This is a genomic window from Bradyrhizobium sp., assembly GCF_035652035.1.
Lineage (GTDB): Bacteria > Pseudomonadota > Alphaproteobacteria > Rhizobiales > Xanthobacteraceae > Bradyrhizobium.
Map to the genome: position 1 here is coordinate 156,860 of NZ_DASREO010000085.1, position 12,766 is coordinate 169,625.

8 protein-coding genes are annotated in these 12,766 nt (G+C 61.3%); 5 read left to right on the forward strand and 3 right to left on the reverse strand.

The genetic code is table 11. The features are described 5' to 3' along the window. Nucleotides 1-125 precede the first annotated feature (125 nt). Nucleotides 126-1,565, forward strand: a complete 1,440-nt coding sequence (locus VFB05_RS23165; protein WP_325016588.1) for a UdgX family uracil-DNA binding protein — start codon at nt 126-128, stop codon at nt 1,563-1,565. 246 nt (nt 1,566-1,811) lie between these two features. After that, the gene (locus VFB05_RS23170) at nt 1,812-3,437 is read left to right on the forward strand and encodes an inorganic phosphate transporter (RefSeq protein WP_325016590.1); all 1,626 of its coding nucleotides are present in this window, start codon (nt 1,812-1,814) and stop codon (nt 3,435-3,437) included. 90 nt (nt 3,438-3,527) lie between these two features. Here VFB05_RS23170 and VFB05_RS23175 read toward each other — a convergent pair whose 3' ends face one another. After that, nucleotides 3,528-4,697, reverse strand: a complete 1,170-nt coding sequence (locus VFB05_RS23175; protein WP_325016592.1) for a M20 aminoacylase family protein — start codon at nt 4,695-4,697, stop codon at nt 3,528-3,530. Between the two features lie 311 nt (nt 4,698-5,008). Between VFB05_RS23175 and VFB05_RS23180 the strand changes: the two genes are divergently transcribed. Further along, a complete protein-coding gene (locus VFB05_RS23180; protein ID WP_325016649.1) occupies nt 5,009-6,628 on the forward strand; it encodes a GMC family oxidoreductase in 1,620 nt (539 codons plus the stop codon). A gap of 78 nt (nt 6,629-6,706) precedes the next feature. On the opposite strand, the gene hpnO is transcribed toward VFB05_RS23180, so the two are convergent. Beyond that, nucleotides 6,707-8,098: an aminobacteriohopanetriol synthase HpnO gene (gene hpnO, locus VFB05_RS23185; RefSeq protein ID WP_325016594.1), complete on the reverse strand. Its 1,392-nt coding sequence runs from the start codon at nt 8,096-8,098 to the stop codon at nt 6,707-6,709. Nucleotides 8,099-8,221: 123 nt separating this feature from the next. Here hpnO and VFB05_RS23190 point away from each other — a divergent pair, with 123 nt between their 5' ends. Beyond that, nucleotides 8,222-8,818, forward strand: a complete 597-nt coding sequence (locus VFB05_RS23190; protein WP_414643268.1) for a DUF2147 domain-containing protein — start codon at nt 8,222-8,224, stop codon at nt 8,816-8,818. Here VFB05_RS23190 and VFB05_RS23195 read toward each other — a convergent pair. After that, on the reverse strand, nt 8,786-11,374 hold the full coding sequence (locus VFB05_RS23195; protein WP_325016598.1) for an MMPL family transporter: 2,589 nt from the start codon (nt 11,372-11,374) through the stop codon (nt 8,786-8,788). The genes VFB05_RS23190 and VFB05_RS23195 overlap by 33 nt on opposite strands. Nucleotides 11,375-11,815: 441 nt before the next feature. Between VFB05_RS23195 and ispH the strand changes: the two genes are divergently transcribed. Then, nucleotides 11,816-12,742, forward strand: coding sequence for a 4-hydroxy-3-methylbut-2-enyl diphosphate reductase (ispH, locus tag VFB05_RS23200; protein WP_325016651.1), 927 nt, complete (start codon nt 11,816-11,818; stop codon nt 12,740-12,742). Nucleotides 12,743-12,766: the final 24 nt, after the last annotated feature.

The following is a 12,766-nucleotide window of genomic DNA, read 5'->3' on the forward strand; positions in this document are numbered from 1 at the left end:
GTCATTGCGAGCGAAGCGAAGCAATCCAGAATAAAAATAAAAGGACTGGATTGCTTCGTCGCTTCGCTCCCTTGCGCAAACGCTTTGCGTTTGTCGCAGGCAATGACGAGAAAGCGAGTAGCGTCATGCACCACATCATCCTCGACCACGAAACCGATTTCGACGGCTGGCGGCAGAGCGCACGCACGCTGGCGCTCGACGGCGTGAAGCCTGAGGATGTGATGTGGAGCGTCAAAGGCGATGAACAACTATTCGCATCCACCGATACGGCGGCGCTGTCGCCGCCACCGACAGAGACATTCAGCGTCTCGGCTAAATTCGTCGCGTTGGCCAAAATCGCGATCCTGCACCGCGACCGCGAGCGGTTTGCGTTGCTCTATCGTTTGCTGTGGCGATTGCGCGGCGACCATGACCTGCTGGATATCGCCACCGATCCTGACGTCATCCGCATTACGGCCATGGCAAAGGCGGTACGGCACGACGAGCACAAGATGCACGCCTTCGTCCGCTTCCGCGAGATCGGGCGCGAACGGGAGGCCCGCTACGTCGCCTGGTTTGAGCCCGAGCATCACATTGTCGAGCTGGCGGCGCCGTTCTTCGCGCGCCGGTTTGCCGACATGCCCTGGTCGATCCTGACGCCCGACCTATGTGCGCATTGGGATGGTTTTGCGATTTCGTTCACGCCGGGCGTCAGCAAGGCGGAAGCGCCGACCTCGGACCGGCTCGAAGAAACGTGGCGGCGCTACTACGCCACGATCTTCAACCCGGCCCGGCTCAAGGTGAAGGCGATGCAGACCGAAATGCCGAAGAGGTACTGGAGGAACCTGCCTGAGGCTTCACTGATTAAGCCTCTGATCGCGGGCGCGGCGCGCGCCACCGACGCGATGATCGCCAAAGCCGCAAGCGAGCCGCACAAGGTCCAGAAGCGGCTGGAAGAACCGATGAGACGCAAGACCGCAGCCGACGAGCTTGAGACGTTGCGCGAGGAAGCCGCCGGTTGCCGCGCCTGTCCGCTCTGGAAGGACGCAACGCAGACCGTGTTCGGCGAAGGCCCAAAGCGCGCGCCGATCATGCTGGTCGGCGAGCAGCCCGGCGACAAGGAAGACCTGGCTGGAAAGCCCTTCGTCGGTCCGGCAGGACAGATGCTTGACCGCGCGCTGGTCGAGGCCGGCATCGACCGCAAGCTGGTCTACGTCACCAATGCGGTCAAACACTTCAAATTTGTTCCGCGCGGGAAAATCCGCCTGCATCAGAAACCGTCAACGCCGGAAATCAGGGCTTGCCGGCCGTGGTACGAACGCGAACGCGCCGCTATCGGGCCGGTGCTTGTCGTGGCAATGGGCGCCACGGCGGCGCAAAGCGTGCTCGGCAAGGCGACGCCGATCAACAAGAACCGCGGCCACCTCATCGACCTCGATGAAAAAGCCAAGGCGCTGGTGACGGTGCATCCGTCCTATCTGCTGCGGCTGCCGGATGAAGATGCCAAGGTGCGGGAGTATGAGCGCTTTGTCAGCGACCTGAAAATGGCCGCGGCTTACTTACGAAAATCAGCCCACGCGGCCTGATCGACATTTTCCGGCCGCTCAGCCATGTCGCAAACGCGCGAGCTGACGGGCTCGTTTGCCATTTATTCCCGAAAAAATTGCCGGGCACCGGCGACCTGTTAACAGGTTCGTTCGAAAGATTTCTGCGAGTAATTCCAAAGCGATCGATGAGGTTCTTGGTCGCCAGCAGCGATAACCATGTCGCTGTCATCTAACCTTCAAATGCATCGGTCATTGGTGAACGCTCAACGTATCAAGGGTTGGGATATGAGCGATATTGCACTTAACCAAAATATAGATGGCGCGCGGATCGAACCCGCTTCAAGACCTAATCTCGACAAAGGCTTTAACCCTCTGACGATGATTATCTTTTTCGGCATTCTCGCGGCCGGCCTGTTGTTCGTTGCCTACAGCATTTATGCGGACGTCGATGCCACCGGCACCAAGATCACAAGCTATGTGCCGTACATGCTGCTGATGGTGGCGCTGCTGATCGCGCTGGGCTTCGAATTCGTCAACGGCTTCCACGATACCGCCAACGCGGTCGCGACCGTGATTTACACCCATTCGCTTCCGGCCGAATTCGCCGTGATGTGGTCGGGCTTCTTCAACTTCCTCGGCGTTCTGACCTCCTCCGGAGCGGTGGCGTTCGGCATCGTCTCGCTGCTGCCGGTCGAACTCATCCTTCAGGTCGGAAGCAGCGCCGGCTTCGCGATGGTGTTCGCTTTGTTGATCGCCGCGATCATCTGGAACCTCGGCACCTGGTACTTCGGCCTCCCGGCATCCTCTTCCCACACGCTGATCGGCTCGATCATCGGCGTTGGTGTTGTCAACGCGTTGATGCGCGGCCGAGACGGCACCTCGGGCGTTGACTGGAGCAAGGCCACCGAAATCGGTTACGCGCTGCTGCTCTCGCCGCTGGTCGGCTTCATCTGCGCTGCGGTCCTGCTGTTGGTTCTGAAACAGATCATCCGCAATCCCGCGCTCTACGCCGCGCCGGACGGCCACAAGGCTCCCCCGGTCTGGATCCGCGGTCTCTTGATCCTCACATGCACCGGCGTCAGCTTTGCGCACGGTTCGAACGACGGCCAGAAAGGCATGGGCCTGATCATGCTGATCCTGATCGGCACAGTGCCCACGGCTTACGCCCTCAACCGCGCGCTGCCGGATTCGCAGATCGCGATCTTCACGAAGGCTTCATCGGCTGCCTCGGCCGTGATCTCGGCCAAGGGCGCCGGCCACAGCATCATCGGCGATCCGCGGCCTGCCGTGACGCAGTACGTCTCGCAGCACCAGATCAACGAAGGCACCTACCCCTCGCTCGCGGCTCTGGTGAAGGATATCGCCGACCAGGTTCAGAGGTACGGCTCGCTGAACAAGGTTCCCTCGGACCTCGTCGGCAACACCCGCAACGACATGTATCTGACGTCGGAAGCGATCCGCTTCCTGATGAAGGACAAGGCGAATGACCTCAACAAGGAAGAGGTCGCGACCCTGAACGCCTACAAGGGCACGCTGGACAGCGCCACCAAGTTCATCCCGAACTGGGTGAAGATCGCGGTCGCTCTCGCGCTTGGCCTTGGCACCATGATCGGCTGGAAACGCATCGTCGTGACGGTCGGTGAGAAGATCGGCAAGACGCACCTGACCTACGCCCAGGGTGCGGCGGCCGAACTGGTTGCCGCTGCGACGATCGCCGCGGCTGATAACTTTGGCCTTCCGGTCTCCACCACCCACGTGCTGTCATCCGGCGTCGCGGGCGCCATGGCAGCCAACGGATCGGGGCTTCAGGTCTCGACCATCCGCAACATGGCGATGGCCTGGGTGCTGACGCTGCCGATCGCGATCGCGCTTTCGGGCGGGCTATACTTCATCTTCGCCCACCTGTTCTGATCTCTGGCGGATCGAAACGCAAAATAAAGAGGCCCGCATCATGCGGGCCTCTTTTTTGATCACTCTTGCTGTCCGAAGCGCGTCAGCGGTCTAGGCCGCGAGCGCATTCTCGACCAGCTTGATCCAGTACGACGTGCCGAACACGATCGCCTCGTCGTTGAAATTATAGGCGGGATGATGCAGCCCGGCGCTCTCGCCGTTGCCGCAGAAAATGAACGCGCCCGGCCGCTTCTCCAGCATGAAGGCAAAGTCTTCGCCGCCCATCATCGGCGGCATCTCGGCAACGTTGCCGCTTCCGGCAACCTCGCTCGCCACGGTGACCGCAAAATCGGTCTGCGCCGCGTGATTGACCACCACCGGGTAGCCCGGCACGTATTCGAGATCGATCTTCGCGCCGGTCAGCTGCGCCACGCCTTCCACCACCTCATGCACCCGCTTGCCGATGAGCGCGCGGACTTCCGGCGTCAGCGTGCGAACGGTGCCCCGCAATTCGGCGGTCTGCGGGATCACGTTGCGCGCATTGCCGGCGTGAAACTCGCACATCGAGATCACCGCCGCCTCCAGCGGATCGACGCTGCGCGACACGATCGATTGCAATGCGGTAATCAGCTGGGCGCCGACCAGAACGGAATCGATCGACAGATGCGGCCGCGCCGCGTGTCCGCCGCGCCCCTCGATATGGATATTGACGGCATCGGTCGAAGCCATGATCGGACCGGGCCGGATCGCAAACGAGCCGACCGGGATGCCCGGGCCGTTGTGCATGCCGTAGACCTGATCGATGGCAAAGCGGTCGAACAGCCCGTCCTTGATCATGGCCTCTGCGCCGAAACCGCCCTCTTCGGCCGGCTGAAAGATCACGATTGCCTCGCCGGCGAAATTTCGGGTCTCGGCCAGGTACCGCGCCGCGCCAAGCAGCATGGACGTATGCCCGTCGTGGCCGCAGGCGTGCATCTTGCCGGGATTCCGCGATGCGTAAGGCAGTCCGGTCGCCTCCTCGATCGGCAGCGCGTCCATGTCGGCGCGAAGCCCGATGCTCCGGATATCTCCCTTCCCGGGCGCTTTGCCCTTGATGACGCCGACGACGCCGGTGCCGCCAAGCCCGGTCACCACGTCGTCGCAACCGAATTCCCGAAGCCGGTCGGCCACAAAGGCCGAGGTGCGGCGTTCTTCATATCCCAGTTCAGGATGTTCATGGATGTCGCGGCGCCAGGCCTGAATTTCGGGTTGCAGGTCGGCCGCGCGGTTGACGATGGGCATGGGAAACTCGGTTCTGAAAGCGGGATCAAAGCGTTATCTAGCACACTAGTGCGGCGAATTTGAAGTTCCTATCAGTTTCGGCCGCGAGTTCGTTATAGGAACTCTCAAATTCAAAAGCCGCACTAGAGGCCATTGTTAGCTAGAGCTCCTTTGATTTCGAAGTTCGCACCAGAGGCCGCCTCAATAGCTTGCGAACTCCGAAATCGGAGCTCTAGGTGCTGCCGGCCCAATAGCTCTGGACCATAGGGATCATTGACAAAGGCGTGTGGGCCGGACTTTCTCCAGCCGGGTCTGGAATGGAAAAACAAGCAATGGCGGCGCGGCTCGAGGGAGATTTCGACTACATCGTCGTCGGCGCGGGCACCGCCGGCTGCATCCTCGCCAATCGCCTGTCTGCCGATCCGGCCCATCGCGTGCTGATCCTGGAAGCCGGTGGCGGCGATAACTGGATCTGGTTTCACATCCCAGTTGGCTATCTTTTCGCGATCGGCAATCCGCGGTCGGACTGGATGTTCCGGACCGAAGCGGAAGCCGGCCTCAATGGCCGATCGCTGGCCTATCCCCGCGGCAAGGTGATCGGCGGCTCGTCTGCCATCAACGCGATGATCTCGATGCGCGGACAGGCGGCCGACTATGACCATTGGCGCCAACTCGGGCTGACGGGCTGGGGCTATGACGATGTGTTGCCGGCCTTCCGGAGACTCGAGGATCACTTTCTCGGCGAGAGCGAGCACCATGGCGTCGGCGGCGGCTGGCGCATCGAGGCGCCGCGGCTGTCATGGGCGGTTCTCGACGCTGTTGGCGAGGCGGCCGTGCAGATGGGCATTCGCAAGATTGCGGACTTCAACACCGGCGACAACGAGGGCGTCGGTTATTTCCACGTCAACCAGAAGCGCGGGCGCCGCTGGTCGTCGGCGCGCGGCTTTCTCAAGCCGGCCTTGAAGCGCACGAACCTGCGGCTTGAGAAGAACGTGCTGGTCGACCGCCTGATCGTCGAGAACGGCCGAGCGGTCGGCGTCGTGTTCGCCAGAGACGGACAGGTCTTCGAGGCGCGCACCAAGGGCGAAATCATTCTCAGCGCCGGTTCGATCGGATCGACGCAGGTGCTGCACCGCTCCGGCATTGGCCCGGCAGAATGGCTGACGCCGCTCGGCATTACCAGCGTCGTCGACCGGCCGGGCGTCGGGCGCAACCTGCAGGACCATCTGCAGCAGCGCGCGATCTACAAGGTCTCGGGCGTGCGCACGCTGAACGAGACCTATTACTCACTCGCGCGGCGCGGCCTGATGGGCCTCGACTATGCCTTCCGCCGGCGTGGGCCGTTGACCATGGCGCCGTCGCAACTCGGTATTTTTACCCGCTCCGATCCGCATCGCGACCGCGCCAACATCCAGTTCCACGTGCAGCCGCTGTCGCTCGACAAATTCGGCGATCCCCTGCACCGCTTTCCCGCGATCACGGTCTCTGCCTGCAACCTGCAGCCGACCGCGCGCGGCACCGTGCGGATCAAGTCGCAGGCTCCCGACCAGGCGCCGTCGATTGCGCCAAATTATCTGTCGACCGATGAGGATCGTCAGGTCGCCGCGGACGCGATCCGCACCACGCGGCGGCTGATGAAGCAGCCGGCGCTTGCGCGCTTTTCTCCGGAAGAATTTCTGCCTGGTCCGTCCGTCGGCGATGACGATGCGTCACTGGCGAAGGCTGCCGGCGACATCGGGACGACGATTTTCCATCCCGTCGGGACTGCGAAAATGGGAACGGAGAACGATCCCCTGGCCGTCGTCGACGCGCGCTTGCGCCTCCGAGGGCTGGCGGGCCTGCGCATTGCCGACGCCTCGGTGATGCCGACGATCACCTCGGGCAACACGAATACGCCGACCGCGATGATCGCGGAAAAAGCTGCGACGATGATCTTGGAAGACGCGCGCTGATCCCTGCGACGCGAACCTAGGTTTTATCTTGACGCGTTTTCTTCACGCGAACCGGTTCGCACGTCGCTCGAAAACGCTCTATGCGGATTTGCGAACCGCGTTGTCGACCAGCGTCTTGCCGAGCGACCAGATCGCGCCGGGGACCTTGTGGCTCGAGGCGATCACGTTATCGAACGCCTGCTCGATCCAGTTGCAGTCTTCTTCGGTGATGGTCAGCGGCGGCAACAGCTTGATGGTGTGGCTGCCGTGGCCCGACACCTGGGTCAGGATCTTGTGGTCCTTGAACAAGGGAACGGTGATGAGCTGACAGAACAGGCCCTTGTTGGCGGTCTCCAGCACGTTCCATGACGCTTTCAGCCGCAAGGATTTCGGCGAGCCGAACTCGAGGCCGATCATCAATCCCTTGCCGCGCACGTCCTTCAGCAACTCATATTCCGGCACCATCCGGTTGAGCGCGAGCCGCAGTTCGGCGCCGCGCTTGGCGGCGGCCTCGACCAGCTTCTCGTTCTTCATGACCTCGAGCGTCGCAATTCCGGCCGCCATCGCCAGATCGTTCTTGGCAAAGGTCGAACCGTGTACGACCGCGCGGTCCATCTGGTTGAAGATCTTGTCGAACACGCTTTTGCGCGTCAGCACCGCGCCAACCGGGACATGGCCACCGGACAGCGCCTTCGACAGCAGAACCATGTCGGGTTCGACATTCCAGTGTTCGACTGCAAGGAAGCGTCCCGTGCGGCCCATGCCGGTCTGGATTTCGTCGGCGACCATCAGCGTACCGTACTTGCGGCACAGCGCAGCCGCGCCGGGCAGAAACTCGTCCGTGGGCATGTTGACGCCCTTGCCCTGGATCGGCTCGACGAGGAAGGCAGCGACTTCGCGCGACGACAGCGCCTGCTCCAGCGCCGGGAGATCGTTGAATGGAATAGAGGTGCAGCCCGGCAAGAGCGGCTGGAAACCGCCGCGGAAGTTGGGATCGTCCGTCAGCGACAGTGCGCCATAGGTCAGCCCATGATAGGCGTGCGCGCAATAAACAATGCCGGGCCGGCCGGTGGCGCCGCGGGCGAACTTGATCGCCGCCTCGACGCACTCCGCGCCGGAGTTTGCGAAAAACACCTTGTCCAGATATGGGACATATTTGAGCAGCCGCTCGGCCAGGACGCCCGCAAGCGTCGAAACGTCAAGTTGCACCAGATTGGGAAGATCGCTGTCGAGCACGCTCTTGAGTGCCGCGCGCAGGGCTGGATGGTTTCGCCCGATCGCAAAAACGCCAAAACCGCTCAATAGATCGAGGTAACGAACGCCGTCGCGATCGAACAGGTACTGGCCCTGGCCCTTCTGGAAGCCGACATCATAGCCAATCGTCTTGAGAACGCGTACGAGCTGTTCGTTCAAATGGCGCGCGTGCATGGAGCTGCGTTGCCCCTGCCGGTCCACAAACATCTCAGAAACGTCTAGATTGGAATATGTCATCGGCTAAATACTTCGGTTAGTGCCCATTCCGTCAACTGAAAACGCCCTATGCGGCGTTTTGCCATCCTATCGATTTTTCATTAGAGCATAGGTTACGCCATGTTGCACTGCCAACGAGAGATCATGCGCACCATCATTTTTTTTGGAGTGTTGTCAGCGTTAACGACAACGTCCGCTTTTGCGGCCGACCCGACCGGAGACTGGCGCGTGGCAGATGGCGTAGCCCATATCCGCGTCGCCGAATGTAACGGCAACATGTGGGGCGCGGTAGTCTGGGAGAAGGAGCCTGGCGGCCTCGACGAACACAACCCCGACGCCTCCAAAAGAAGCAGACCAACCCTCGGCATGCCGATCCTCATCAATATGAAAAAGAAACCCACCGCGGATCAGTGGGAGGGCGAAGTCTACAACGCCAACGACGGAAAAACCTATAGTTCGACGATCAAGCCCGTCGGTCCCGACAAGCTGGAAATCAAGGGCTGCGTGCTCGGCTTTCTGTGCGGCGGAGAAACCTGGACGCGTATCGCCGGACCGATTGCGCCGAGCGGCGCAAACAACAGCCTACCAAAGGCCGCAAAGACCACGGTAGCCCCCAAAACTACGGGCTCGGATTCGTCTTCGGCCAAAGGTCAGAAGCAGGCGGCGGCGACGCCTGCTGTCGCCGCCGATCCGGTTGGCGATATCTGCCTAATTCCCGACATCGCGCGGTTTGCCCATTAACGCGGGTTGAAACAGCAACACGGCGGCAAGCGTCGTCACCAGTGACAGCGCAAGAAGCTTGCCCATGCTCGCAGTTCCCGGGTGGCTTGAAAGCCACAGGCTGCCGAACGCCGTCGCCGTCGTCAGCGCGCTGAAAAAGATTGCGCGCGTCAGGCTCGATTGCAGCAGGTTGGTTCTGCCGGCGCGCCAGGCCGTCACATAATAAATCTTGAACGCGACGCCGACGCCAAGCAGCAAGGGCAGCGCGACGATATTGGCGAAGTTGAGCGGCAGGTCGATCAGCACGCATATCTCGAGCGTCACCGCGCCTGCCACGAGGAGCGGCACCAGCGTCAGCAGCACGTCGGTGATGCGCCGCAGGGTGATCCAGAGCAACAGGCCGATCACCAAGAGCGCCCAGAAGCCCGCGTGAATGAAGGCCTTCACGATCGTGTCGCCGGACTTGAGAATCGAGACCGGTCCGCCGATCGCGTTCGGCTCGGCGGCGAGCACGGCGGCGGCAAACTTGCGCAAGGTCTCGTTGTCGTTGGGATCGCCGCGCGGTTCGGCCTCGACGCGCATCAGGCCATCCTTGGTTTTCCAGCCTCGCACCAGATCGGGCGGCAGGCTGTTCAGGCTGACGGGCTTCGCTTGCAGCGCGTCCTTGAGCTGATCGAGCACGATCTTGAGCGGCGTGACGAAAATCGCTTGCGTTTTTTCGCGCGTGGTCTGGCTGGCGTCGGCGAGCTTTGCCAGGTCATCGGCCAGCCGGCGCGAGGCGCTTGCCCCCGGCCCTTTCGCATCGCCCGCGGTCTTGCGCAAACTTTCCGCCGAGCCTTTCAGCGCATCGACGTTTTCCGCGTCTGAAGGCGGCTCGTCGACGGATTCAGGGTTGAGCGCCGGATTGAGGACCTTGGCGCCTTGCGCGATCAGCTTCAGCTTTTCGCCCTGGTCTTCCGGCACGAAGCTGTCCAGCGAAATCACATTCAGCACTTCCGGAAGCTTGGAAAGCTTTTCTTCGATCTTTCGCGCGTCCGCTTCCGAGTTCGTCATCACGTTGATGGCGTTGGCGCCGGTGTTCGGATCTTTCCTCAGGTCGAGAAACGTTGCGATCGATTCAACGTTGGGATTGCGCAGATGCATCGGGTTGAAATCGAAGTGCAGAAAGTAAAGCAGCGGCAGGCCGGCGGCTGCAACCAGCAGCGTACCGGCAACGATGATGACGCGATGGTCTTCAAGGAAACGATCGACCGGAGCCAGAAAGGCATAGCCGACGGGATCGTCTTCGCCGGGCGGATTCAGAAGGCTGAGCAGGGCCGGCAGCACGGTGATACTCGACAGAAAGGCCACCAGCATGCCGACGCCGGCAATTTCGCCGAGTTCGGAAACGCCTTTGTAGTCGGTCGGCAGAAACGACATGAACCCCGCCGCCGTCGCCATCGCCGCCAGCGAAAGCGGGATGGCGGAATATTCGGCGGCCTTCGCCAGCGCGATCTTCAGATCATTGCTTTTGAAGCGCTCCGAACGATAGCGGACGCTGAACTGGATGCCGAAATCGACGCCCAGTCCGACAAACAGGACGGCAAACGCAATCGAGAGCAGGTTGAACGAGCCAACCATCATCAGGCCGATCGCGGTCGTGATCGCAAGACCGATGAACATATTGGCGAACACCGCCGAGATGATCTTTGCCGAATGCAAGGCGAGCCAGAGGATGAAGAGCACGACCACGACCGTGCCGATCCCGTTGACGACGGCGCCATCGGCAACCGTCGCGAACTCCTCATTGGCGATCGGCACCGGACCGGTCAGGCGGACCCGCGCACCATATTGGCCTTCGAGATTGAGATCGGCCGCCGCCTGGCGGATGGCGTCGGTCGCAGCCTTACCGGGCTCGAGCGCGTTGAAATCCAGGATCGGCTTGAACTCGATGAAGGCCCGCCGGTCGGCATCCGTCAGCGGCTTGTCGCTGACCAGTTCGCGCCAGGAGAATGTTGCATTGCCGTTCTTCAGCACGTCCTCGATCGTCCCGGAGATCTGGTTGAAGGGTCGCTCGGTGCTGTCGAGCTTGATCTGGCCGCGCCTGACGCCCGCGAGCACCGTTTCCAGTGCCCCCGTCAGGCCGCGCAGCGATGGGTCTCCCGCCATGATCTCGATCAGGGGGGCTGCCTGCTCAAACTGGCCGGTGAGACGGGCGACCTGCTCCTTGGGCAGGAACAGGAAGGCGTTCTTTTCAAAGAACTCGCCCGAACCAAGCGCCAGCACCGACTCGAAGTGCTGCTTGTCGCCGGCGAGCTTCTTGTAGAGCGCCGCACTCGCACTGGTCGTCAGTTCGGGGGTTGGCCCCTCGACGACGGCCAAAATCGTGCTGTCGCGGTCAAAGGCCTGGTCAAACTGGATGTCACGCTTGCGCCAATCCAGATTGGACGAAATCAGCGTGTTGATGTCGGTGTTGATTTCAAAATGTTCGGCAGCATAAAAGCCCGCCCCCACCGCAAGGGCGAGGGCTATTAGAACAGTCGTGGCAGCAAACCGCGTGCAAGTCGTAACAATCGCAATAACTAATTTGGTGAGCACATCGCCTCTTTCTGGTGTTTGCGGCCTGCCGGCAACGCCCGCTATCTAGCGGAGTTCCGGGGGGCAATCTAATGTTGTTTTTGAGGTTTTTCCTTCGGTTAGGGCCAAGGGAGCCTCAAAAAGCGCCAAATCTGGGCCACCAGGCGTCAGATCATCACGTAGCCAGACCTGATGACGCAGCTGTGAGCAAATCAAAGCTGGCGCAGCAAAAAACTGTACGATATTACCTAAATTAACGCTGGGAACCACATATAGGTGTCCGGAAACGCATCCCGGTTCGAGTCGCCTTTCCTATCCGGACTTTTTTTGACACAAAGCCCTGCACCAACAGACCTCATGCGTTGGTGTAGATATTGCAGCGCGGACTTCCAAATGTCGGCCGGTGTCCTGATCGGACAGCGCGCCAGAACGAGGTAGCTTAATTTGCGTAACGGCCGTCCAATCGAAGTGTTTCTCGCGCAGCCCCGCGGCTTTTGCGCAGGTGTCGTGCGCGCGATCGAGATCGTCGAGCGCGCGCTCGAAAAGTACGGCCCGCCGGTCTATGTCCGGCACGAGATCGTGCACAACAAATACGTCGTCGAAAGCCTCAAAAACAAGGGTGCGATCTTCGTCGAGGACCTTTCTGAGGTCCCGGCCAACGCGGTCACCGTGTTCAGCGCCCATGGCGTGGCGCGGAGCGTCGAGGAAGAGGCCGCCGCTCGTGGCCTGCCGGTGCTGAACGCCACCTGCCCGCTGGTGACCAAGGTTCACAACCAGGGCAAGCGGTACATGTCCAAGGGCCGCTCGCTGATCCTGATCGGACATGCCGGCCATCCCGAGGTCGAGGGAACCATGGGGCAGGTTCCGGGCCCGGTGCTGCTGGTCCAGAATGTCGATGAAGTGGCCGCCCTGACCCTGCCGGCCGACGCCCCGGTGGCCTATATCACCCAGACCACGCTTAGCGTGGACGACACCAAGGACATCATCGCGGCCCTGCGTCAGCGTTTTACAGATATTCAAGGCCCGGACACCCGGGATATCTGCTATGCGACACAGAACCGCCAATCTGCGGTAAGGGACCTCTCCAAGCTCGTCGACGTTATCCTGGTGGTTGGGGCCACCAATAGTTCCAATTCGAACCGCTTACGCGAAATCGGCACCGAAGTGGGCGTTCCGAGTTACCTGATTGCTGATGGCAGTGAGCTAAACCCGGAATGGCTGAAGGATGCCAAGGCTGTCGGCATCACCGCGGGCGCATCTGCGCCGGAGGTCCTTGTCGATGACGTGATCGAGGCTTTGAGGCGCATTGGACCGGTCGCGGTCTCGGTGCTTCCAGGCCGTGAAGAAAATATCGAATTTCGGCTTCCGGCCGAACTGGCTGCGGGCTGACAACTCACTCTTTGGATTCAGAAA

Bases quoted from the DNA above. Each gene is read 5' to 3' on its own strand.
- VFB05_RS23165 (WP_325016588.1), top strand. From the start codon at position 126: ATGCACCACATCATCCTCGACCACGAAACCGATTTCGACGGCTGGCGG.
- VFB05_RS23170 (WP_325016590.1), top strand. From the start codon at position 1,812: ATGAGCGATATTGCACTTAACCAAAATATAGATGGCGCGCGGATCGAA.
- VFB05_RS23175 (WP_325016592.1), bottom strand. From the start codon at position 4,697: ATGCCCATCGTCAACCGCGCGGCCGACCTGCAACCCGAAATTCAGGCC.
- VFB05_RS23180 (WP_325016649.1), top strand. From the start codon at position 5,009: ATGGCGGCGCGGCTCGAGGGAGATTTCGACTACATCGTCGTCGGCGCG.
- hpnO (WP_325016594.1), bottom strand. From the start codon at position 8,098: ATGACATATTCCAATCTAGACGTTTCTGAGATGTTTGTGGACCGGCAG.
- VFB05_RS23190 (WP_414643268.1), top strand. From the start codon at position 8,222: ATGCGCACCATCATTTTTTTTGGAGTGTTGTCAGCGTTAACGACAACG.